Origin of the sequence: Arthrobacter sp. 2MCAF14 (assembly GCF_052115645.1) — a bacterium.
GTDB lineage: Bacteria > Actinomycetota > Actinomycetes > Actinomycetales > Micrococcaceae > Arthrobacter.
Genome location: NZ_JBFRHB010000055.1, coordinates 1 through 21212 on the forward strand (window position 1 = coordinate 1; position 21212 = coordinate 21212).

At 64.6% G+C, this 21212-nt stretch carries 28 protein-coding genes and 2 pseudogenes; 18 read left to right on the forward strand and 12 right to left on the reverse strand.

The genetic code is table 11. The annotated features are described in order from the left end of the window. Positions 1-653: 653 nt before the first annotated feature. Positions 654-959, reverse strand: coding sequence for a YegP family protein (locus AB4074_RS22815; RefSeq protein ID WP_441415430.1), 306 nt, complete (start codon positions 957-959; stop codon positions 654-656). A 1227-nt stretch (positions 960-2186) separates the two neighbouring features. Here AB4074_RS22815 and AB4074_RS22820 point away from each other — a divergent pair. From AB4074_RS22820 to AB4074_RS22830, 3 genes are all read left to right on the forward strand, one after another. After that, complete coding sequence (locus AB4074_RS22820; RefSeq protein WP_441415431.1) at positions 2187-2729, forward strand: DUF3040 domain-containing protein; 543 nt, start codon at positions 2187-2189, stop codon at positions 2727-2729. Beyond that, on the forward strand, positions 2726-3088 hold the full coding sequence (locus AB4074_RS22825; RefSeq protein ID WP_441415432.1) for an SPW repeat protein: 363 nt from the start codon (positions 2726-2728) through the stop codon (positions 3086-3088). The genes AB4074_RS22820 and AB4074_RS22825 overlap by 4 nt, the downstream gene beginning before the upstream one ends. A gap of 257 nt (positions 3089-3345) precedes the next feature. Continuing rightward, entirely contained in the window at positions 3346-3645 is a 300-nt protein-coding gene (locus AB4074_RS22830) for a hypothetical protein (protein ID WP_441415433.1), read from the forward strand. Positions 3646-3808: 163 nt separating this feature from the next. Here AB4074_RS22830 and AB4074_RS22835 read toward each other — a convergent pair. Beyond that, positions 3809-4726, reverse strand: a pseudogene (locus tag AB4074_RS22835) (SGNH/GDSL hydrolase family protein). Positions 4727-4862: 136 nt separating this feature from the next. Beyond that, positions 4863-5339, reverse strand: a complete 477-nt coding sequence (locus tag AB4074_RS22840) for a hypothetical protein (protein ID WP_441415434.1) — start codon at positions 5337-5339, stop codon at positions 4863-4865. On the opposite strand from AB4074_RS22840, the gene AB4074_RS22845 reads away from it, so the two are divergent. The 3 genes from AB4074_RS22845 to AB4074_RS22855 all read left to right on the forward strand — a co-directional run bounded on the left by AB4074_RS22845 (position 5235) and on the right by AB4074_RS22855 (position 6482). Continuing rightward, positions 5235-5531 (forward strand): hypothetical protein, encoded by a 297-nt coding sequence (locus AB4074_RS22845; RefSeq protein WP_441415457.1) that lies wholly within the window; start codon positions 5235-5237, stop codon positions 5529-5531. The two genes, AB4074_RS22840 and AB4074_RS22845, sit on opposite strands and share 105 nt — an antisense overlap. Positions 5532-5748: 217 nt before the next feature. Beyond that, positions 5749-5991, forward strand: a complete 243-nt coding sequence (locus AB4074_RS22850; protein ID WP_441415435.1) for a MerR family transcriptional regulator — start codon at positions 5749-5751, stop codon at positions 5989-5991. Positions 5992-6131: 140 nt separating this feature from the next. After that, positions 6132-6482 (forward strand): DUF3846 domain-containing protein, encoded by a 351-nt coding sequence (locus AB4074_RS22855; RefSeq protein WP_441415436.1) that lies wholly within the window; start codon positions 6132-6134, stop codon positions 6480-6482. Positions 6483-7556: 1074 nt separating this feature from the next. Here the strand turns inward: AB4074_RS22855 and AB4074_RS22860 are convergent. Then, a complete protein-coding gene (locus AB4074_RS22860) occupies positions 7557-8036 on the reverse strand; it encodes an SRPBCC family protein (RefSeq protein ID WP_441415437.1) in 480 nt (159 codons plus the stop codon). A 610-nt stretch (positions 8037-8646) separates the two neighbouring features. Between AB4074_RS22860 and AB4074_RS22865 the strand changes: the two genes are divergently transcribed. Beyond that, positions 8647-8916 (forward strand): DUF1508 domain-containing protein, encoded by a 270-nt coding sequence (locus tag AB4074_RS22865; protein ID WP_441415438.1) that lies wholly within the window; start codon positions 8647-8649, stop codon positions 8914-8916. Positions 8917-9005: 89 nt separating this feature from the next. On the opposite strand, the gene AB4074_RS22870 is transcribed toward AB4074_RS22865, so the two are convergent. Together AB4074_RS22870 and AB4074_RS22875 are read right to left on the reverse strand one after the other, a co-directional pair. Beyond that, positions 9006-9212, reverse strand: coding sequence for a hypothetical protein (locus AB4074_RS22870; protein ID WP_441415439.1), 207 nt, complete (start codon positions 9210-9212; stop codon positions 9006-9008). A 174-nt stretch (positions 9213-9386) separates the two neighbouring features. Further along, positions 9387-9596: a CsbD family protein gene (locus AB4074_RS22875; protein ID WP_441415440.1), complete on the reverse strand. Its 210-nt coding sequence runs from the start codon at positions 9594-9596 to the stop codon at positions 9387-9389. 543 nt (positions 9597-10139) lie between these two features. Here AB4074_RS22875 and AB4074_RS22880 point away from each other — a divergent pair. Beyond that, on the forward strand, positions 10140-10406 hold the full coding sequence (locus tag AB4074_RS22880) for a DUF7218 family protein (RefSeq protein ID WP_441415441.1): 267 nt from the start codon (positions 10140-10142) through the stop codon (positions 10404-10406). 298 nt (positions 10407-10704) lie between these two features. Beyond that, entirely contained in the window at positions 10705-11091 is a 387-nt protein-coding gene (locus AB4074_RS22885; protein WP_441415442.1) for a low affinity iron permease family protein, read from the forward strand. Positions 11092-11796: 705 nt separating this feature from the next. On the opposite strand, the gene AB4074_RS22890 is transcribed toward AB4074_RS22885, so the two are convergent. Then, on the reverse strand, positions 11797-12936 hold the full coding sequence (locus AB4074_RS22890) for a glutamate--cysteine ligase (RefSeq protein ID WP_441415443.1): 1140 nt from the start codon (positions 12934-12936) through the stop codon (positions 11797-11799). A gap of 69 nt (positions 12937-13005) precedes the next feature. Then, positions 13006-13197: a hypothetical protein gene (locus AB4074_RS22895; RefSeq protein WP_441415444.1), complete on the reverse strand. Its 192-nt coding sequence runs from the start codon at positions 13195-13197 to the stop codon at positions 13006-13008. A gap of 62 nt (positions 13198-13259) precedes the next feature. On the opposite strand from AB4074_RS22895, the gene AB4074_RS22900 reads away from it, so the two are divergent. Continuing rightward, positions 13260-13583, forward strand: coding sequence for a hypothetical protein (locus tag AB4074_RS22900; RefSeq protein WP_441415445.1), 324 nt, complete (start codon positions 13260-13262; stop codon positions 13581-13583). Between the two features lie 164 nt (positions 13584-13747). Continuing rightward, the gene (locus AB4074_RS22905; protein WP_441415446.1) at positions 13748-14623 is read left to right on the forward strand and encodes an SGNH/GDSL hydrolase family protein; all 876 of its coding nucleotides are present in this window, start codon (positions 13748-13750) and stop codon (positions 14621-14623) included. Between the two features lie 372 nt (positions 14624-14995). Here the strand turns inward: AB4074_RS22905 and AB4074_RS22910 are convergent, their stop codons facing one another. Further along, positions 14996-15343, reverse strand: coding sequence for a hypothetical protein (locus AB4074_RS22910; protein WP_441415447.1), 348 nt, complete (start codon positions 15341-15343; stop codon positions 14996-14998). A gap of 116 nt (positions 15344-15459) precedes the next feature. On the opposite strand from AB4074_RS22910, the gene AB4074_RS22915 reads away from it, so the two are divergent. Both AB4074_RS22915 and AB4074_RS22920 read left to right on the forward strand, forming a co-directional pair. Beyond that, the gene (locus AB4074_RS22915) at positions 15460-16029 is read left to right on the forward strand and encodes a hypothetical protein (protein ID WP_441415448.1); all 570 of its coding nucleotides are present in this window, start codon (positions 15460-15462) and stop codon (positions 16027-16029) included. 291 nt (positions 16030-16320) lie between these two features. Beyond that, a complete protein-coding gene (locus tag AB4074_RS22920) occupies positions 16321-16869 on the forward strand; it encodes a DUF1697 domain-containing protein (protein ID WP_441415449.1) in 549 nt (182 codons plus the stop codon). Between the two features lie 41 nt (positions 16870-16910). Here the strand turns inward: AB4074_RS22920 and AB4074_RS22925 are convergent. Together AB4074_RS22925 and AB4074_RS22930 are read right to left on the reverse strand one after the other, a co-directional pair. After that, a pseudogene (locus AB4074_RS22925) lies at positions 16911-17208 on the reverse strand (transposase); the annotation flags it as partial. A gap of 12 nt (positions 17209-17220) precedes the next feature. Then, a complete protein-coding gene (locus AB4074_RS22930; protein ID WP_441415450.1) occupies positions 17221-17727 on the reverse strand; it encodes a hypothetical protein in 507 nt (168 codons plus the stop codon). Between the two features lie 163 nt (positions 17728-17890). Here AB4074_RS22930 and AB4074_RS22935 point away from each other — a divergent pair, with 163 nt between their 5' ends. Continuing rightward, positions 17891-18328 carry a hypothetical protein gene (locus AB4074_RS22935; protein ID WP_441415451.1) on the forward strand — a complete coding sequence of 146 codons (438 nt, stop codon included), beginning with the start codon at positions 17891-17893 and terminating at the stop codon, positions 18326-18328. 285 nt (positions 18329-18613) lie between these two features. On the opposite strand, the gene AB4074_RS22940 is transcribed toward AB4074_RS22935, so the two are convergent. Next, positions 18614-19051, reverse strand: coding sequence for a VOC family protein (locus AB4074_RS22940; protein WP_441415452.1), 438 nt, complete (start codon positions 19049-19051; stop codon positions 18614-18616). A gap of 163 nt (positions 19052-19214) precedes the next feature. Between AB4074_RS22940 and AB4074_RS22945 the strand changes: the two genes are divergently transcribed. From AB4074_RS22945 to AB4074_RS22960, 4 genes are all read left to right on the forward strand, one after another. Then, complete coding sequence (locus tag AB4074_RS22945) at positions 19215-19406, forward strand: hypothetical protein (protein WP_441415453.1); 192 nt, start codon at positions 19215-19217, stop codon at positions 19404-19406. Between the two features lie 34 nt (positions 19407-19440). Further along, on the forward strand, positions 19441-20025 hold the full coding sequence (locus AB4074_RS22950) for a DUF1214 domain-containing protein (RefSeq protein ID WP_441415454.1): 585 nt from the start codon (positions 19441-19443) through the stop codon (positions 20023-20025). Beyond that, positions 20022-20684: a DUF1254 domain-containing protein gene (locus tag AB4074_RS22955; RefSeq protein ID WP_441415455.1), complete on the forward strand. Its 663-nt coding sequence runs from the start codon at positions 20022-20024 to the stop codon at positions 20682-20684. The genes AB4074_RS22950 and AB4074_RS22955 overlap by 4 nt, the downstream gene beginning before the upstream one ends. A 239-nt stretch (positions 20685-20923) precedes the next feature. Further along, a complete protein-coding gene (locus tag AB4074_RS22960) occupies positions 20924-21070 on the forward strand; it encodes a hypothetical protein (RefSeq protein ID WP_441415456.1) in 147 nt (48 codons plus the stop codon). Positions 21071-21212: the final 142 nt, after the last annotated feature.

Sequence of the window (21212 nt, forward strand, 5' to 3'; positions counted from 1 at the left end):
TGGCCCGTCCCCGTCACTCGTCAAGCTCATCGCCGGTGCCGTCGGAGACAGCGGCCGTCAAATGGACAACGGCGGTTTGCCGCCCACCCAGATGCTCCCGTCGCTCCGCCCCGTGACCTCCGAATCGGGGGCCCCCGGCGTAAACCTTGGCAGGGAACTGGCGGCGCAAAAGCTGTAGTCCGGCGGTCAACCTCGGGGTGTCCAGACGTGCGAACCGAAGCCTCTCACCGGTAAGTCCGCCGTGCCGTACCTTGAACGGACAAATCCGCCGGACATCCATCAGGAACGGCTTACCTCGACACGCCTCGCCGTGGGAGCTGTCCACGGCAGCGGGGAGTGTCGCTAGTACAACAGCCGAGTAGCGCGGCCGGACGAGCGTTTTGGCTTCGGCCGTGGAAGGGATCTCGACGCATCGACGACCTTCAGGATCGGTCCCTGGATAGGGCCATGAACGGTACATTCGGAAAACATTCACTCTTGTGTCGTTCCGCTTCATTTGCGCCCACAGCGTACAGGCGAGAGGCACGGCAGCCGGCAAAGGGTCACCTATGCCCACAGCGCACCGCCGAGCTGGAATCAGGTCGTCCGTCCCTCGCCCACACTGAGCCCAGGCGGCAAAGCGATCCTCTTCGCTGGCTGTGTCGTGTTGACGTTCAGGCAGCGTTATTCCGGTGGACGGCAGGGCCTGGGGCATCGGCTGAGTGGTCAGCCTGGTATCGCGGAGTCATGATCGGGGGAGCGGGATCTGACCTGGGTGGCGATCCGTGGGCGGGGATTTCGGGGCAGAGGTCGGTGATAAGTCCCATCCCGGCATACTCGCGAACGGCCGTGATGCCGGCGACAGCAGCGGGTTTGTCGGGAAATGACCTGGAAAGGGCCATTACGGTGCCGTCTTTTGCTTTGAGACGGAATCTGAAGCTCATGTTCTCGTCTGCGAAGAGTTCGAAAGTACCGGTCATGGGCATCCTCCTGGATCGGGAAACGAGCCGCGTGGTCTTTACTTGTCAGGTCCGGGGCGTCCCGGCCATCAGGTCGTCATTGCGATTCTTTACGTCGTTTGTGAGGTCCACCACACGCGGACGAAACTCAGGGTACTTAGGCGCTCGGCCTACTGGCGAGTATTCCGGGGGCGATGGTATGAAAGTCGGCTGCCACACACCAAGCACAAAACGCCCGGTAAATCCGGGGGACAGACGGCGCTCAAAACGACGTCGGAGGAAAGGATTAACTGTGGCGCCAGCCGCACCTACGGATGGTGCCGGAATCATCGTGGAAGGCTCCTCGCCCTGAATGGCTTTGGCCTCGGCTCCCACGCCGTCCCGCGGGGCTAGCCGCCAAGCCTTCAGAACACCGCTTTACGATCGCACGGGCCGGAAGGTGTGGCAGCGCCGCGACAATGGCAACCCGGATCCAGAGCGCGACCGCTGTGCATGGATCAGCCAGTGGACGCGGAGCGGGGCCCTGTTCGACGTAGTGGAGTCTGTGGTCCGGTCCACGTGCAGCCAGGACCACAAAGTTGAGGGGCCTTGCGTCCCGGTATGCCGGAACTATGGGTTATCGGTCGATGTCCAGCAGGTGTAAGAGTCAGCATTGTCCCTCACGTTCTCTATGATCGCTTTCAGAGTCCCCGCTATCGCCGCTGCTGCTTCGGAACGGCTGACGGGTCTCGGGGTCGGTGCACGTGCGCTCCGATGGAGGAGACCACCCGTGTCTGGGCTAACACTACGTTAGGAACTCCCGAACGGAAATGCCCCAATTAAAGTGATGGCACACGGTCAGTTACTGGCCGGCGTAGCGACCAAACGACCCCAAATTCCTTTCGTTTGTTGCACGCGTCACAGTCTGTTGTTTAGCCTCCTGGCCAGTGCTATAAAAAAATTATCCCAACCACGACATACGTTTGTTGGGAAGAATCCCTCAGTTTCTGTGCGGGAGTGGGGAAAGCATGACGATTCGTTCCGACCGGTTCCGTCCTGTTCCGCGAACTCGGCGGGCTCGCCCAGCGGGTTGTTGTCGTGGCCTCCCGGCGGGCGGCCACGACAACCGGCAACGGGCGCGACGGGAGGAATTTCTCGTCACCTACGGGCTACCCGCAGCTGTCCTCGATCCGGTGGAGATGGATGCCGAACCCCGTCCGACCGTGACGGCGCCGTCGCAGACGACGGGGGAGGGGAGGAAAGCTAGCAATGCCGCTGTCGGACTATGAGCGCCGGCGCCTCCAGGCACTCGAATACGATCTGGCTGCCGAGGACCCTGCTTTGGCGCGGGAACTGGGGGCGGGGACGCCTCCCCGGCTCTGGCTTCGCAGATGGACGGGCATCCTCGTGACACTCTGGGGTTTCGGTCTGTTGATTCTGGGTATCGCCGCCCACGTACCGGTTCTCGGGGTCCTGGGCTTCCTGTTCATGATCGGCGGTGCGTGCGGATACCCCCTGCGCTGGCCTGCCTGCCGGTTCCGGACCGGGCCAGGGACAAGAAGCTTCGGGAGGATGACGGTGCGCGGATCCCGGGGCCAGCCGTGGGAGCGGGTGCGTCGCCAAGGCGTTGGTTTTGCTCAAGCCTACGCCGGCCGCTCCGATGAGACGTGGGGAGGCCGTGCAGGCCTCCCCACCACCGGTCGACGCGCGGTGCCGCATGACGGCAGCGAAACCGTCGACCAAAACAACGGGGCCCGGGTTCAATTCAAGAGAGCGCAGGACCGTTCATATCAAGAAGGTGGTTTCCTATGAAGAAATGGACACGATGGCAGGATTGGGTCACGGTTGCCGCCGGTCTCTACGCTGTCCTGTCGGTCATCTGGACCACGGCGGCCGGCTCGTCGGCTGCCTTGATGGTCGTGTTCGGCGCTTTGCTGATCGTTAGCGGTGTCATCAATCTGGCCATGCCCGGAACACCGGTCATGGAGTGGGTGCAGGCAGCTTTCGGTGCCTTGCTGTTCCTTTCTCCGTGGCTAGGCTCTTACGCCATGCAAGCGGGGGCAGCCTGGACATCCTGGATCACCGGCCTGGTGGCGCTCGTCGTCACCGCGACCGCAATCAAGCCCAGCACCGAGGAACACCGGCACCACATGGTCAGCCCATCGCACTGAATGAGCACTGACTACAAACAACATCGCCTGGCGGGCCCATAACCGGACCCGCCGGCCGCGGGGCCCGGACCGGACAGGGAGTCCTGGACGCACGCATCCCGGGGCCGAGGGCTGGATTCCTCCCGGACGGCAATGGTACGACTGAGAGGTCCGAAAACTCCCAGCCCGGGACCGGTAGAGCCGTCGGCCTGATGGCGGGGCCCTTGCCCTGCAAAGGGTTCGATGGCTTGGTCGATCCAACGATAGGAAGGTGGACGATGAATATCGAGCCAGAAGAAATCGGCCCCGAGGTGCCGGAGGCCGATGCTCTAGAGCAGCAGACACCGGTCGTGCCGGAGAATTCCGGGGAGTTGACGGTGGGGGAGCAATTGCCCGACGGGGTCCCGCAAGCGGATTTCATCGAGCAGCGCACGCCCGTGCAGCCCGGCAGCCACGGCTATGACGGGATCGCCGTCACGGAAGCGGAGGCCGCCGAAGCAGACCTGATCGAGGGGGCCATCGAACCTTCCACCGGCGACGAAGACGACTACCCGGACGCCCGCGAAGACACCGGATAGGGCAGCGCCGCTCACCGGCGGGCTCCGGCTCTGCCCGGAGACGGAGCGGGCACCGGCTCTGGCGAAAAAGGGCTTCGGCCCGCTCCGGTTCAGGGCTGCGGTTCCGGGCGCAGGCCCGCTGGGCCCCGGACGACGTCGTGGTGGAGTCGAAGCCGCCTGCGGATCATGGTCGCTCAGCTATCCGGTTTTCTCTTATCATCCCCGGCTCGGGTTCTGTTGCGCCGTTTCCAACGAAGGTCCCTGGCGGCATCCGCGCACCGAACACCGGACCCGCGTCCGGCCGTTTGGCGTGCCACTCTCCTTCGGAGTTCCGAGGGTTGAGCCCTCGCAGGACCCAGGGGACCAGGTGTTCGCGTGCCCAGACAATGTCATCCGCCCTTGCCTCGCGCCAGCTGCGACCGGGCAGGTCTTTGGGTGTCATCGGCTCCAGGGTGTGGGGAACGTTGAGGGTGTCGAGCACCATGATGGCGATGGTGTGCTGGCCCAGGGGAGAGAAGTGCAGCCGGTCCGGATCCCACATCCGGGGGTGGGTGAGTTGGCGCAGGGCCTAGAGGTCGGCGATTACTGCATCCTGGCGGGCCGCGATGGCGCGCAGGTTCTCGTTGAAGATGGCCACCTTGGCACGGGTCCGTCCCAGCACCGGGGTCGCGCCCCAGTCCGGGCCGGCGAACAGCACAATCGTTGCGCCGGCAGCGGCGAGGAGTTGTACGCCGGCGTCCATCCGGTCCGCGAGTTTGTCGGGGTCGCTTCTGCGGAAGATCAGGTCATTGCCCCCGGCGTTGAGGGTGATCAGATCCGGTTGCAGTGCGAGCGCGGGGCCCACCTGCTCGTCCAGGATCTGATGGAGCAACCGTCCGCGGACTGCCAGATTTGCGTAGGCGAAATCTTGGTGTCCGGCGCTCAGTTCTTCCGCGACCCGGTCCGCCCAGCCTCGCAGGCCCCCCGGGCTGCGGGGTTCTGGATCTCCTACCCCTTCGGTGAACGAATCACCCAGTGCCACGTAACGGCTCCACGGGTGCAGGCGGGCGCCGGAACCAGCGGAGCCACCCTGCGCCGGACTATCGGCGCCGGGAACGTTCATCCCCCATACTGCTCCTGCCGGGCCGCACGCGCCATGACGCGCTGACGAAAGCCGGGAGGACGCGAAGAACACGCCGGAAATGGGCTCGGGAGGGTGGCCGTCAAACCGGGGCCGTCATCCACCGCCATGAAGGCATTTACCGGGTTCGGGGACGGCCGCGAACTCTCGTGCACGGGCTCCGGAATGATATCGCCCGGCTCCAAGGTCCCGCGTGTGACCCGTTCCCGGTCTGCGTTGTCGCCCCTGACCGTGGCGTTCCTATGCGGCTAGCCTGTGGCCGCCGCCTGCCGGTTCGTCTCCGGCCGGGGCCGGCCTGATTGCAGTTCAGGCGGCCGTGCGCCGGCTGGGACGGTGGCTTGTGCCGTGTCCGGGTCCTGCCGGTGTGACCGTGGCAGTCCGGGGGTGGCAGCGCGCCACCTGAACGGGACGAAGGCTGCGCAGCGGTGGACAGCGGGGACGTGGTCCGGGCCGCCGGCATGGTTTGAGCTGATGGTCGGTGGAGGGGGATGTGAGGGCAGAGGTCGGCGATCAGGCCCATGCCGGCGCACTCGCGGACGGCGGCGATACCCGCGACAGCGGAGGCTTTGTCCGGAAACGGCTCGGAGAGGGCCACGACGGTCCCGTCGGGGGACGTGAGCCTGAACCTGAAGGCCTTGTCGCCGTCGCGGAAGAGTTCGAATGTACTGCCATGATTGTCCTCCTGGGCGCGGAAGGAGCCGCGCCGGCTTTCTCTTCGGACCCGGGACGCGGCGTTGCGTTCCGAAGACTCTGGTCAGGTCAGGGATCAGGTTACGTGCGTCTGTGACGCGCGGCACACATGTGGCCCTAGATTATGCGGTCAGCAAGCCGGTTGACCAGTACCTGAAGCACGAAAGGGCCTGCGATGTAGTGCTCTGCAGTCCTGACAGACCTCGGACCGGCGTTCCTTCGGCCGGGGCCGGATGAAGTCAGCGTCTCATAGCACCAGCAACGAGTCTGGGCAAGCGTGATTCCAGCGAATTTGGAGGTCCCGATGGTGCAGGATGAGGACCCCCGGACAGGGTGTGTACGCCATTTCCTTCGCCGCCGAACTCGTGGGCATGGGGCAGCAGAATCTGCGCCTCTACGAGCGCAAGGGCCTGCTGGAACCGGGCAGGACCCTGGGCGGAACCCGCCAGTACAGCGAGAACGATCTCGTGACACTGCGCCGGATCGGTGAACTGCTGGATCTGGGCCTGAACCTGGCCGGCATCCGGATGGTCCCGGAACTGGAAGCCGCCAACTAGCGCCTGGAGAGCGCCCTCAGGACCTCCCGACCCACCGCCCCGGCCCGATGAGACCGGTCCGCGGGGGGGGCGGGCAGGACGCACGTCTGCCGGAGGGAACAGCGGGGGACGCTGTTCCGTTTACTTGAAGAGGACAAAAGATGGAACGCAAACCTGCCGCGCTGATTGTTCCTGCAAGCCTGGGCGAATCCGTCATCCTAGGAAGGCTGGACACCGGCCCGGCCGCCCTGCGGCGGCTGGTCGGAGGCGATGTCGAATCAATCTCCCGCGGCGACTGGCATGTCTACCTCAATGCCCGTGGCATGATCCTGAACATGCAGCCCAACATCCGTGCCGCCCAGCTCGCACACGATGCAGGTCTGGACATCGCCGACGCGGCCCGCGGAACCGCGGTCTTCCTCGGCAACGCCGGCCCGGCCGCCGAATCCGACGTCCCGGCATACCTGAGCCGGCGCGCCCGGGAACTCTTCGGTACTCCGCTGGCCGCCTAGACATTCACACGATTCCAGGACAGAGGCCACGGACTCCCGTCCCCGTCTCGAAAAAACAGGTACAGGCCACTCTGGCCAGGATTCCGACATGCTTGTTTACTTGTGAGCATCGGCCACAAAGGAACAGGCCTGGCCTGCCGGCCCGGCCGCCAGACGGGGCCGGCGACGGAGAATCCTTGGAGCCCGGGGGCTCGGATTCTCAACTCAGGCGTCGCCGGCCCCCGAGACCAGGGTGAAAAGGACCGCCATTCTCAACGAACAGTCACTGGGTCCCCGCCGTTGGAAGTCCCGCCTCTTGATGACCCCCGCCGCTGAACGAGGCAAATGACGGGTCCTGGCGTGGATGCCGTTCAACAGTGAAGCAATGACCGTAAACCCGGGGCCTCTGCCGACGAACGGCAACTAATGCCCATCGGCGGGTGCCGCAGCGCAGGCGGAGGCCCCGGCCCATCCAGGGCGCTTTGTACCCATGATTGAATCGGCCTAGCTTTGAGGTGAGGCTTCACCACCCACAGCCTTGGGGCAGGCCTCGCCGTTGATGGGGGAGTTTCGATCATGGCCAGCCTGCAGCAATCCGCCGACGTCAGGCGTCGAATCCGTCCGGCAACTTGACAAAACCACGGCGCCCTATATCGGAAGGGAGTCGGACGATTCTTGATGGTCAGGCTTCATTGGTGCCGCTCTCCTCCCAATGAGAAACCCGGCCGGCTGCCAAGCCGGTCGCCGGCGGCCGAATTTCCTGGCATTGACCCGGACAAGGACGTGGAGATCTCCATAACCGAGGGTCAGCTGCAGATCCGGTCTCGATGATCAGGAACTCGTCAGTGCCGCAGGTATCGCACCATGGGCGGTCGCCGGACCGGTGGGCGGCCCCGTCGGTGGAGGAAAAAGTGGTTTCGGACGTCATTGTCGTTCCTTCCTTGAAGGTGGCCCGGGTTACGCCGGGCAAGGTGTTCCGCTGCGGGCGGCTTCTCGGGTTTTTGCTTCTGACTCATGCCCTGGCGCCGGGCCCGAGGATCCAGGGGGCGGTCCACGGTGAGGGCTCCCTGGTACCGGGTGGCTCGGGTCAACTGGCTACGCGCCCGGGGGGCCTTCGACCTCGCCTTCGGTGATGCTTCCCCGCCAGGCGCCGGTTTCGACTTCGCGGGCCTCGATGAATTCCTTGAAGTGTTGCAGGTCTTTCTTGACTTGCCGGTCGTCGAAGTGAACCGACGCGCCGAGGTGTTCGAGTGTTGTCTGTGGTTCCCAGTTCATGGTGACGGTGATCCGGGTTTCGGTGGGGCTCAAGGGCCTGAACGAGATGGTTCCGGCATTGCGGGGGCCGTCCGTGCTTTCCCAGCTGATGGTGTCATCGGGGATCTGTGCCGTGATTTTGGTGTCGAACTCGCGCCGGATCCCGGCGATGTCGGTGGTGAAGTGCACGTTGGTTTCATCGAGTTGCCGGACGCTCTCGACGCCGTCCATGAAACGCGGAAATTCCTCGAATTGCGTCCATTGGTTGTAGGCCTGGGTTAACGGGACCTTGACGTCGACCGATTCCAGCACGGTAGCCATGACTGTTTCGCTCCTTCAGTTACCGGCCCGGCCCTGAACGGTTCCCAGGCCATGGGCCTCACTCCCACGCTAGGACGATCTTCAGGCCGGGACAAGGCCGCATCCCAGTGACGGGTGAGCCTGCGCATCGCGGCCGGGAGACTCGGATTGATTCCATCAGCCCCACGGTACACGAGGACGAACCGGGCGCCCTGACGCACGCGGGACCTCATCGAATCTGCAGCGAGGTGGTCACGATGGTCAAATCGCTTAGGCCGGGGCAACGCCCTGACACGTCGGGCAGGTCTCCGGTCGTTTCGCCTCAGGATCGTTGCTGCGGCGCATGTGGAGCCCCGGCGGATTCGAGACTGGCACTGTTCACACCGCACTGTGTCGGCGAGGGCCCGCGCCGGGAAATCCCCGCGACGCTCAGGTTCACCTGCAGCGAATGCGGAGCGGCGCCCACGACATATCCGGTCCCGGCAGGGTGGGCACCCGAGGGCTGGGAATGGTACGACTGAGCCGGAACAGCCTGTCCTAGGGCCGGTCGTGGGTGCCTGGAGCGGTGATGATCAGTAGACTTGGTTTGTCCCTTTTCACACGTGGATGTGCCGGACGGGAGGCAAATGTCATGGCCGGCTATTTTGAACTTATGGATGCTCCCGATGGCGGGTACAGGGTGGCGTTGGTGGATTCCGAGGATTATCTGGTGGCGATGTCGGTGACCTTCCCCGACGGGAGTGCCGCAGCGAAGGGCATTGCAAGCATCAGGGAAATCGCCGGGACAGCCATGGTCAGGGACCGCAGGCACGGGCACGACGAACTTTCCACCTACCGGAAACGCCATGCCGCTTCCCCGCGGCATGGCGCGGAAGATGTCAGGAAAGCAGCAGGACGCTGACCGGCTTTGGCCAACCAATGAGCAGGGGGCAGTTGAGCCGCGACGGATGCCGGATGACTTCCATTGTGATGCAGGTCTAAGGGCTGGGGTTAGGGGCTGGGGCTAGGTATTTGACAGCCGATTCTTGGGTTCACGCCTAGATAGTTCAACGGCCCGGACACGATGGTGACGGCTATGGTGCCGGCTTGGGAGCAGCTCGCCGGGGGAGCGTTGAACTGGCCGCGTTGCAGTGCGGCAGCTGTTCCGATGGCAAGCCACAGCAGCAACAGGATGCCGATGATGGTTCTGAGGCGCATGCCGCACCCCTTCTCTGACCGGAGCCGCCCGGTCCGTGATCGTTTCTTACCCCCGTCGCACGGAGGATCCGGCATCATGCCGGCGGATGCGCCAAGGCAGGGGTCCGGCAGTTTTGACGCCGCGGGTCCACCTCCGCGCCGCCGCGCCGGCAGCAGGGACCCGCGCGGAGGCGCTCATTCTTCCTTGAAGGGGTCCGCGATGTCTTCCGTGATGTCCTTGGCCGCTTCCTTTGCCTGGTTGCCGTCCTCTTTGACGTGCGCGGCAGCTTGCTGGGCCTTTCCCTCGGCCTCCAGGCGCACGTTTCCGGTGGCGTGTCCGGCCATTTCCTTGATCTTGCCTGCCGTTCCTTCGGCGGTGTGCTTGAGTTTGTCACCCAGTCCCATGGCGATCTCCTTTAGACCCGGTCCTCATGTCCGGCCGTGGCGGAGCACCGGGCACGTTCCAATTTTAGGCTCCCCGGCCACGCCGATCCAGAGAGAAGGCGACCCCTCCGGGACGGATTAGAACACGCCCGGCAAGCGTTTATCGGCCCGTGCCAGCGGACCTGAACTCGTAAAGATCAATGGGCTTTCGGACCTCACTTACCCGGACCTAGACTTGAATCGCGGAACTGATGCTGCGCGGCGGCGCCGGGCATCCTGAATCACTGATTCCAAGGAGCACGCATGAACGAGTTACCCCAAAACCCAACCCAGGACCCAACTCTGGACCCTGCCCAAGAGCCTGAACCGGCACCGCTCCCGGGACCGTTGCCTCCTGTCCCTGGTCCCGGACTGCCGGGTCCGTTTCCATCACCTGATCCTGCACCGGTTCCCACCCCTGCCGTCCCGGATCCGGATGCCGATCCTGAGCTGCCGCCCTTGGCCCCGGTGGAGTGAACCGAGATCAGCCCGTGACGAAATTCTCCCCCCGAAGGAGCAAAAAGCATGCCGAACAAGAAGAATCCGAGCCTGAAAGACCCGGAGTTGTACGAAGAACTCAGGAAAGACGGTGCCTCCAAGGAGAAGGCCGCCCGCATTTCGAACGCGGCAGCCAAGGAAGGACGCGGGACCATCGGCAGCCGCGGAGCCAACGCGGAAGACTACGACGAACGCACCGTCCCGGAACTCAAGGCCCGGGCCAAGGAACTGGGCCTGCACGGCTATTCCGGAAAGCGCAAAACCGAACTCATAGAAGCCCTTCGCAACCACTGAAACCCTCAGTCAGCCGAGCCTGCGATTCGCCGGTGGACCGTCTCAGTTCCACGGGCAGCCCGAAGGACGACCTGGCCTTACCAGCAGCGCAGACCGGACCTGGCCGCAACAGGCGCGATATGACGCGCGGCATGAGGGCCAGCGCAGCAACCTTGCGGCCTCCGAAGGGTGACACGCTCTCCGGTTGGTGCGACCACTGAGCCCTGCATTCACGCTGGCGCTGCCTCCGCCCGGCTACCCCCAGACAACCCGGCATTTGTCGCTTTCGAGGCCCGGGGGAATGGGAGATGATGGCTGCATGAGCAGCAACGGCCGAGAAACCCAGCAGGATTTTTTCACCAGGTTCACCACCAAGGTCGCCAAAGTTCTCGGCCACGCCTGGGTGTTCAGTGCAGCCGTCGTCGTGCTGATCGTCTGGGCGTTCACCGGACCGTTGCTGGGCTTCTCCGACACCTGGCAGCTGGTCATCAACACGGGCACCACGATCGTGACGTTTCTGATGGTCTTCATCATCCAGAACACCCAGAACCGGGACAGTGCGGCCCTTCACCTGAAGCTTGATGCTGTCATGCGTGAGCTTCGGATCACCAACGCCAAGCTCTACGAAGCCGAGGAGGAAGGCGAGAAGGAACTCGACGAGCAGCGTCGGCACATGGAGGAACAGGTCGAGGCGGGGGATGGCTAGTGCGGCAAGTGCGGTGAATCACCATCCATGGAATCTACTGAAGTCACCGGCAATCCCGGCCGCAGATCCGACTGAGTCCATGGCGCGAAATGCACGTCTCCCGGGGGCGCCACCGTCGTCGGTGGTACTCGTGGGTGCCGCCCCGTTCGGCTCCTCCCCGGAAATGTCAGTCTTTCGGGTTCCCGGGATCGCCTCCCCGGCCTCGGGAATGAGCCCCCGTAACGTTTCCATTTGTTTGAGCAGCGGAATCGATTGATGTCGCCGGCTTGGATCGGCCATGTGACGCGGAAACGAATCCGGTCCTCCGTACCGATTCCCGCCATCAGGGCCTCGGACGACACGCTCCGCCGGCAGGTTCGGTCTGTTACGATCGTCCTCCATCCGTAATGGTTTCGGAGCTGACCGGTAGCAGGGGGTGGGCGTCGTGTTGACGCGGGGGGCGATTCACGGGGAACCGGCGATGGAGAAGCCTCAGGTGCGGATTTTCCAGCCCTGTGTCGAGGGCCCCGTCGCTTGCGTGGACGGAAGGCCGCAGAATTCCGTGTCCGGGCGACTTCCCCGCTCCGCTCTCCCCGGCGGGTGTCTTCGCAGGGACGATGGCCGGCTGCTTCTGCCTAGTTGCCATGGCGCTGGCGATAGGGTCGAGCATTCCGGGACGGGTTGGGAGGTCTGTTTCCGTCGTGAGCGGCCGGTCAATGACGACTCTCATATCGATTCTTTTTCCGGCGCCGGCGCCGGCGCCGTGTCGACGTCTGGCCGCCCCACTCCGTGGGTCGCAGATACAATGGCCGCCACCACATCGGCGGCAATTCGCCTCTTGAAGGCGTGGCGCTGCCGCCGCTCGCCTGTTCCACGGGACAAGACGTCGCCGAGACCGGCGCGGGCCAGCATGAGGTCTCCGGACTGCTCCAGCGCGTGGCGGACATGGCTGGTCAAATCGTCGACGGCTTTGGCTGCGGGGCGGGGCCGGCCGTCGAGGGGTCCGATCAGCATTCCGTTCACCCCGAAACGGCTCGCCTGCCAGTTGGAGAGCCTGAGCGTGCCGGTGTCCACGGCGGGGGGACGGGTCCCGAGCCGCCATTCGCGGGCGGCCGTTTCAACCAAGGCCCGGATCACCGCGGCGAGGACGGCGGCGTCCTCGGGGTACAGGCAGATATCGGCGATTCTGATCTCCACGGTGGGGTTGTCTTTCGAAAGCCTGGCGTCGAAGTAGACCATGGCCTCGTCAAGGAGCACCCCCGTCCCGATGAGCCTTGCTATCGCGCAGTCGTAGCCGGCGGCTGAACCGAAGACGTCGGTCGGGCCGGCGGTGGGCCATCTGCTCCACAATTGCGTGCGGTAGCTGGCGAAACCGGTGTTCTCGGCCTTCCAGAACGGTGAGTTGGCGCTGAGCGCCAGGAGCACCGGGAGCCAGGGCCTGATCCTGTCCAGCACTCCGACGCCTTCCTCGCGGGACTCAATGGAGACGTGGACGTGAAACCCGCACGTGATCTGTTCCCGGGCAACCGCGCCGAACCGCTCGGCCATGACCGCATACCGCCGGTTCCCCATGGTCGGAGTGGCGGAGTACAGAGGCGGAGTTGCGGTCGCGGCGATTCTGGCTCCCAACAACCGGGCCGCCGCATCCGCCAGGGCCCGGCCGGCGAGGATTTCCGCGAGAAGCTCATCCACGGTCCCACATGGTCTCGTGTTGATCTCGATCTGCTCCTGCTTGAATTCGGTCGTCAACACAGGCCCGGAACCCGTCGTCCCGACAGCAGCCAGAATGCTTCCGGCCAGCGGCAAAGGCAGTCCGCTTCCCGCCGAAACAATCAAGAGCTCTTCCTCAACCCCGATAGTGCGCACCCGCGTCCCCTAACCAACAGCGGTTACCCAAGGGGAAGATGCGCGAGGCAAGTTCCGGCGTCGTCGCACCTACTTGGTCCCGGGTTCCTCCTGGGACCGGTGTAGCTGGTGCCCGAGTTTGGCTTCTGCGTCATTGCGGCGGCGCGCTATCACACGCATTTGATGTGTGGCCGGGCTGCCGGCATCGTCCATGAGCATCGCCGGCGGCGGAGTCATCCGATGCTCGGGATGCGGCGGCTTCGATGACGCTTTTTCGCTCATGCCTGCATCATCCCACTGCGTGCGCCCTGACATAAGACCACGACAACCGAATTCCTTCATCGGTGCAACCACTACGTCAAGGCAGCAGGCCCGCGTCGGCTCCGGGTGCCGGATCGGCCGTCGAGTCTGGATCACCACCAGGCCCTGGCCGGGACCACGTCAGGGACGATGTCTACGTAGGCCAGGAGACGACCCCGCGCAGCAGGGTCCACGTCGTCGGCAGCCACTCACGCATCGGGGCAGGGGCGCGCATCGGCCACGGGGTCCGACTGCCCGGGGTGCTGGTGCCCGAGGGCTCAAGCATTCCCGACGCCGGGGCTTCCCGGGGCTCTACGCCCGGCACCCGAAAGGCGGCCCACGGACCGGACTCCCGGATGGCAGCCTAGAAACTTTCCCCTTCCCCGGGCACGTGGCCTGTCCCTCATAGTCGCTGAAGGAAAATTCCTTTCCTTACGCCGGAAAATGTGGCGAGAAAGCAGCGGGATGAACAGACTCCATGGCAGGACCGCAGGCCATGGCGCGGGCGGTCCGGCAGGGGCAGTATGGAGGGATGAACGCTCCCGGCGCCGATGCCCCGGCGCAGGGCGGTCCCGCCGATTCCGGGGCCCACCTGCACCCGTGGAGCCGTTATGTGGCCCTGGGTGATTCATTCACCGAGGGGGTGGGAGACCCGGAGCCCCGCAGCCCAGGGGGCCTGCGAGGCTGGGCGGACCGGGTCGCGGAAGAGCTGAGCACCGGATACGAGGATTTCGCCTATGCGAACCTGGCGGTGCGGGGACGGTTGCTCCATCAGATCCTGGATGAGCAGGTCGGCCCCGCGCTGGCCCTGCGACCGGATCTGATCACGCTCAATGCCGGGGGCAATGACCTGATCTTCCGTAGAAGCGATCCCGACAAACTCGCCGACCGGATGGACGCCGGGGTGGAGCTGCTGGCCTCCACCGGAGCCACGGTTGTGCTGTTCGCCGGCCCGGACTGGGGCGCGACGCCGCTGCTGGGACGGGTCCGCGGCAAGGTGGCCATCTTCAACGAGAACCTGCGGACCATCGCGAACCGCCACGATGCGCTGATCGCCGACCTCTGGGCCCTCCGCGAGCTCACCCACCCACTCATGTGGGATCCGGACCGGCTGCACTTCTCCCCGTTGGGCCATCACACCATCGCCATCATGGTGCTCGACACCCTCAACGTCCCCCACACCCTGGAGCCCACGGTCCCCAAAGACCTCCCCGAACGCAGCTGGCGCGAGGCACGGGCCGATGACATCATCTGGGCACGCGAGCACCTGTTCCCCTGGGTCCTGCAACGGCTGATACTACGGAACTCCGACGACGGGTGGCACGCTAAGCGCCCGTTGCCGGGCCCCGTGTTCGGGGCGGGCATGCCGCCCGGGACCTTCATCGGAAACGATCCACGGAACCAGTAACCGGGACGACAGGCCGGAAACGGCAAATTAGGCTGCGCCGGGAAAATCATCCGGCACCGGCTCTGAGCGAGTGGGTCCAGGCCGGTCACCGCGCACCTGGGGCCAGCGGAGTCTGCTCCGTCGAAAACCTACGCCTTATCGCCGTTGAACTGCGGATCGCGGATACCAAGACGTCCCTGGGGCAGGGAACCGCAGAAACAAGTAGCTGGCACTCCACCGCCGGTTGCCTTGACGGCCTACGATTTACATGAGGGTGATTTCCTGGAAACTGCTCTCGGCGGTAGCTGCGCCGATGCCCGGCGGGGAGACACCGGGCGTCGGCGCGCTTCCTTGCCCCGGTCCGCCGATCCCGTAGGCGCTTGCCGGGAAGCATCAGCGCGCGGAATCCGTTGCATCAGTGACGGCTGGCGACGACACTGGACAGTACCGGTAAGGCGACCGGGTCGTGATCGCCGCGCCGACGGCGGCACCCCGTAGGGGGTCACCGTCAACACAAAGGAAGCCCCCGCCCCCGCCGCCGGGAGAGCCCGGGCATTCGTAGACGCGATAGCGGGGAGCGGAACTGGTCTTGGAACCGTTGCCGGGCTTGCGCTTGCCGGGGTTCTGCGTGCCAATTCTGACACCTGCGCCGCAGACGCCGCAGACGGCGAGTGCGCTGAGCAGGTACTGCGGCGGGCGGCCCCTACCTCGTCTCTCCGATACCTTCGTCTCGCTGTCCATGCAGTCAAGTCTCGCCGATGAGGTGAGAACCTGTCCCGGAGGTTACTGATGCCTATTGATCATTCCGGTCGACGGATCACCTGTTGACTGGATCCTCCCCAGGTGACGATGGCTTGTTGGACAGTAGCCGGGATGTTCCCTTCGCGGGGATCGTGCTCGCCGCTCCGCCCGGGCGCCCGATCCAGGCTGTGCTGCTGTCCCAGCTGGCTCTCCAGTCCGCGCAGGTCCCCGGCGGGGCAGGGTGGATGCCCAAGGTCGAAGAAGCCGCTGCGCGCTACGCGGCCGGAGAGCCGATGAACCCCGATCCCGGCCTGCCCGACAACGTGAAGATGGTACTCGCAAGCTTCGAGGCCACCATGAACCTTCCCTTTGCCCGGGAGCTGTGGGTCGAGTCCACCTGCGACTCGCTTGGAAAGGTAAAGATCCCCACGCTGGTGTTGATCGGCGGCAGAGACGTCCAGATCGATGCGCGCGCCGACGGAGACCCCCTCCAGGAAACCGCCGCCGGGATGACGAACGTGACCTTCGCCTTCCCGCCCAACGCGAATCACGTGTTCAAGGAAGACACCCGCAACCCGGCCGAAGTCGCCGCGACACCAGGGAACGGATACAACGCCCCGGGCACTCATCTCGACCCCGAAAGCCTGGAGACAATCCTCGCCTGGCTTCGAGAGACAGCGGTTTGACGGCGTCTCCGGCCTGACGCGCCGCGTGTGATGCGGTGGCAGCGAGTGCTGTGATGGACACGACGGTGAACCGCGGCGTTAGCTGGCCGGGTTCTCGCCCCGCTTCGTGCCGGATTGCCGGGGTTTGTCTCCGCGTTGCCCATATGGGGTGAATCCTCTATATCTGCCAAGCTGCGCTCGGGATGCTGTGGTGCTCGATGACCGCGATCCGACGAGCAGCAGATGAGTGCGTTCTCGATCCCGGGAAGCAGGGGGATGATGAACTCATCAGTGAGGACATGGAGGTCGGACTTGCGCTACGTCGTGCTACTGCGGGCCGTTAACGCGGGAGCGAACTCGAGGATCACTACGGCATCCTTGCGGGAGTGCGTCGAGCAGGCGGGCATCACCGTACTTGAATCGTACCTACCAAGCGGCAATCTCCTCATCGAGGCGCCGCGGACGAGTACGGCACACTTGGCCGAGCAGATCGGGCGGGCAGTAGGGCAGCGGCTCGGACGGCCCACACCCGCGGTCGTCTTGACCGGAACTCAACTCGCTCGCGTGCTGGACGAGGCGCCAGCCCAATGGCACGATCAGACCGGCTATGCGCACCACGTCATCTTTCTCACTGGCTCCGTCACTGCCGCGCTGTTGTTGTCCGGCATGGAGCCGGAACCGGATCTGGAACAAGTAACACCTGCCGGCAGCCACATCTACTGGTCGATCCGCACCGAAGCTGCTTCCCACAGCGTCCTGGCACGGATAGGCCGAACCCAGGAGTACCGGCACATCACCGTCCGGACGCTCAGCACGCTGGAACATCTGCAGCAATTGATCATCGAGCATTCCGAGGCCTGACCAGCGCATCAGGTGCTCTGGTGTTAAGGCGCGTAAGTTGTTTAGGGCGTGAATCTTCTCTGCCAAGCGGGGCTCGGGATCGTGTCGCCGGAGGCGTGGAGCGTGTTGAGGGTGCGGTAGAGGTGGCGGGCGAGGTAGCACTTGAGGCACCGCCGGATCTCGCGGCCGGTTTTGCCTTCGGCCCTCCTGCGTTCGGCGTAGGCGCGCGTGGCAGGATCGTGGGTCATTCGGACAATGGTGGCCATGTGCAGGGCGCGGTTGAGTCGCCTTGCCGCCGCCCCGGTTGAGCCGGTGCCGAGTGGTGTTGCCGGAGGATGCCGGAATGGGGCTTTCCCCGGCGGCGACCAGCGGCTACCGCTCGCGAGGACCCAGCAGGTAGACGCCGAAGGCATAGCTGCCCGTGGCCACGGCGAAGAGCGAGGCCATGATCATCGAGCTGAAGTCCTCGGCGTAATTGAGGAAGCTACCGCCATTGAAACCGGCTCCAAGGACGCAGACGAGTCCCACTACTGTCGTGGTTACGGCCGCACGGTCGTGGCTGCCGATCGACTGGAGGAGGGCAGCCAGCGCACCGAGGGCGAGGAGCAGGCCCAGCACAGCGTGCAGAACGAGCCACAGGCCACCGTCCGTCACGGCCCAGCCCACGCTCTGGACGACCCCGCTGAAGTATTCAGGCGGTTTCGCGCCGGGATGCGACTCGGGGACCTTGACGAAGAGGTTGACAGCCATGCCCAGGAGGAACTGGGCCAGAAGTGCGATGACGAGGCCGAATTCAATGCGGCGCGCGAGCTCCCGGCGACGCGCTCCGGCACGCGGTTTCAGCTCAAGGCTGTGCCCACTCACGTCATCTTCCGCCACGGTGACCTCCAGTTCAGGACGATGACAGCGATCATACGGTACCCGCGGAGCGCCGGGTCTGTGCCCGCTGAAGGATCCCCCCTTACGCGACGCCCAGCGTGACACGCCGCGAGAAACGCCGCTACGGATCGCCGGGCTCACCCTTGCCTGCAAGAATGGGCCCATGGCTGAGTCGAAAAGTTCCGGGTCCACGTTCACCCCTGAGGAGCGGGCCGCGATGAAGCAGCGCGCCAAGGAGCTAAAGGAGCAGCAGAGCGCCGCCGAGGCCCTGCAGTCGGTTCTCGACAAGATCGCCTCACTCGACGAGCCGGACAAGACAAACGCTGAGCGCATTCACGCGATCGTCACGGCGGTCGCACCGTCGCTGGCCCCGAAGCTGCTCTATGGCAGCCCCGCCTATGCCAACGCGGACGGCAAGCCCGTGCTGTTCTACCAGGAACGCGCGAGGTTCAAGGCCCGCTACGGCAACCTCGCGTTCTTTGGGCCGGCACAGCTCGACGATGGCACGATGTGGCCCACGTCCTACGCCATCACCGAGCTCTCATCGGCCGACGAGAAGGTCATCGCGGAGCTGGTACGGAAAGCCACGGGCCAGCTCTGATTCACATCGACCTGATACCGGTTTGGGGCCGCCTCACGTGAGGTGCCTGCCCCGGCAAACGAGAAGACCGGGAGAGTGTCCGCCAGCTGATCCTCTACGGGATGCCCAAAACCCAGTGTTGCGCTCCGAATTTGTACGTGAGGGCGAGTTTGTCGTACCGGGTGGCCAGTGACCGCCCCTGCTTGAGGGTGTTGAAGGGGTTCGACGACGTTGCGCCGATCCTTTACGGGACAGTCTTTCGATCCTGAGGCCTAGCAATTCAGGCTAGTTGGGCCGATTTGGGTGTCAGCTCTTCTTCAGTTCCTCGGCGAGCATTACGAGGATGCCGCTGGGACCGCGGACATACGTGAGCTTGTAGATGTCCTGATAGGTCGCTACGCCGCGTAGCGGATGGCAGCCGTGCTTTGCAGCTGTCTCGAGGGCTTTGTCGATGTCGTCGACCGAGAAGGCCACGCGGTGCATGCCGATGTCGTTAGGACGAGTCGGGTTCGACTCGATCGCTTTAGGGTGGATGTACTCGAAGAGTTCAAGGCGACCATGACCATCTGGGGTTTGGAGCATCGCAATGTTCGCGTGGTTACCATCAAGTCCCACAGCAGTATCGGTCCACTCCCCGCTGACCGTGTCACGGCCGATGAGTGTCAGACCGAGATCGGCGAAAAAGGCGATTGCTGCTTCGAGATCGCGAACAGCGATACCCACATTCTCAAGTTTGATAGCCATGCCTTGAAAGCTACCAAGGCGGACCGATCAGCTCCAGTAGCGATGCGCCCTGGCTGTCCGTTAGTCGATCCTTTGCAGGACTTCTCCACAAGGGCCGATGGCTAACAACCCGACTGCCATGCCGCCAAGTAATGTGGCCAAGTAAGGAAGAAGGAGAGGACGTATGCCCGGGGATGAGCAAGAATGGTCGACCGACTCCGAACGGCCGAACAGAAAAGAAGGCAAGCGGTGGTTTCGACGCAATCAGTCCGGCCCGGGATGGCATCCTGGTTCCTGGCAGGGCTGGCTGATCCTCGCGGTCGTCGTCGCCGCGATCGTCACCCTTGTCGTGCTGCTCAGAACCGGGGTGCTGTGATGCGGGCGTCATCGTTAGCGGCTTCCTCGCCTGGATGGCGGGTTCCGGCATCGTGCAGGGGGTGATCATCGGCCTCACCCTCGCGTACCTGACCACGATCGTGGTCTTGAGCGCGGTGGCGAAGGCCGAGACGAGGACCGTCAACGGCTGGAGCGCGATCCGCAAGGCCGGTCGCCCCGGCAACGGGCTCCTGGTGCGTGCCGCACTGCAGAAGGCTCTGCCGGTCGTCAACGTGTTCGAAGAGGCCGCCTACTGGACGGCGACCAGCGATAAGGCAGGGAGGCGCCTCAGCGGCGAGCATGCCTATCGTCTTCACTTCCCGGCAGATCAGCTTCCCCCGAATGACGCCTTCTGGTCACTCACCGCGACGGACACCGTCGGCTACATGATCAGCGGGCGGGCGGGCCGGTCGAGCGTGGACAGCCACTCCGGTCTTGTGAAGAACACCGACGGCTCGGTAGACATTCTGCTGCAACCACATCAGTCATCCGACACGGCACAGAACTGGATAGCTACGCCGGCGGGCCGGTTCAAGCTCATGCTCCGTGCCTATCTGCCAGGAGCCGCCATCGTGGACGGCGACTACGAAGTGCCGCCGGTCGTCGAGGTCCGGTCATGAATCGCCTGATCCTGAAATATGGCACCACGGTCACGATCGTCATTCTCGCGGTCTTCGCGTGGGTCATCTATCGGCGGGTCGCTGCTGGCGGCGTCGACGCGATCGTCCTGCTGGCGGTGACGGCTGTGATCGTGTGGGTGCTCGGAGCGTTCGTCTTCATCTACTTCTGGCCGCGGATCACGGTCGGAGGCTTCAAGCGAATCGTCGTCAAACACGGATTGGGCGGCGGCCCGGTCCCCGTGAACACGCTCTATGCCGTGCCGGAGAGTCCATCCCAGTCCGCATCATCCGGCAGCGTCATCGCGACGGGGACCGATGATGTCCTCTACCTCGGCGGCTGGCTGGATGTGAAGGCCGGACCGCGGGTGCTGCACGTACCCGAAATGGACGACCGCTACTACAGCGTGCAGTTCACCGACCCGGCCAGCGGGGCGAACTTCGCCTACGTCGGCAAACGCACCACCGGAACCGGCCCCGGCGACTTCATCCTCTGCGAACCCAACTGGGACGGCGAGACACCGGCAGGCATGGCCCGGATCGACATACCGCACCACGCCGCCCTGCTCATCGGCCGGGTGTTCATCGCCGACGAAGACGACCGAGGTGCGGCCTACGCACTCGCGAAACAGATCCAGCTCACACCATTAGGACGACCCTGAGGGGTTGGCGTGAGCCGACCACGCCGATTTCCAGGAACCCCGCATCCACCCCGCAACCCAAGGGGATCAAGCGCACGGTGGGGGTTACCTGAACGGACGCAAGGGCGTCCGATGATCCACCGGCTCACGGACATCAGCGTTCGGCGGCGTCCGAGGAGACTCGCGACCGGATCTCCGAGGGTGGGCTTGTCGGGGAAATCAGGATCTGCAACTATCCATATCCTCTGGGAGAACGGCGGATGGCGAACGTGGTACACCGGGCGGACTTCCTGGAGGCCGGCCAAGACCGCATCCTGCGTGGGAATGCCCTTCGCTTCCTGGGCAAGGAGAGCCTCGTGGTCCGGCATAGGCGGATCTGTTCACCGAATGTCCCGGCCCCGGCTTAGCCTCGATCCACCGATGTGCCCGGGCTGATGATTTGAATCCGGTTCGGCTCGTTGTGCGGGCAGGGAGCATGCTGGGGTGCCAGGCCTCGCTGCCCTTCGGTGTTCCACTGTTGGTCCTGGTTGCGCCGGGTGGCTGGGTGGG